Source organism: Aeromicrobium sp. MLTX1 (genome assembly GCF_046452335.1).
Classification (GTDB): domain Bacteria; phylum Actinomycetota; class Actinomycetes; order Propionibacteriales; family Nocardioidaceae; genus Aeromicrobium.
Genome location: NZ_JBKFDN010000018.1, coordinates 1 through 259, shown reverse-complemented (window position 1 = coordinate 259; position 259 = coordinate 1). Strand labels below are relative to the sequence as shown.

The 259-nt window shown below is 49.0% G+C and carries 1 protein-coding gene; it reads right to left on the bottom strand.

The window, feature by feature from the left end; all coding sequences use genetic code 11:
• Positions 1-259: hypothetical protein (locus tag ACK99Q_RS17820; protein ID WP_410187438.1), on the bottom strand; the 259-nt coding region annotated here is incomplete at both ends.

Genomic DNA, 259 nt, shown 5'->3' with positions numbered 1-259 from the left:
CTCAATCTCCATAAACTCGTCACGATAACGGGCATTGACCTTTTTGCGCTTGAATTTGCCGTTGTCGTCGAGAGGCTCGTTAGCCTGAGCTACCATGTAGTTATCCTCGACGTCTGCAGTCCTATAGGTGACCTCATCAAGCACCGTTCCCGTTTCCTGATCTATGCGGCGGAACGGAGCCTCGATAAAGCCGTATTTATTGATTCTTGCAAAGGTTGCAAGATAAGAGATAAGTCCGATATTCGGTCCTTCGGGGGTC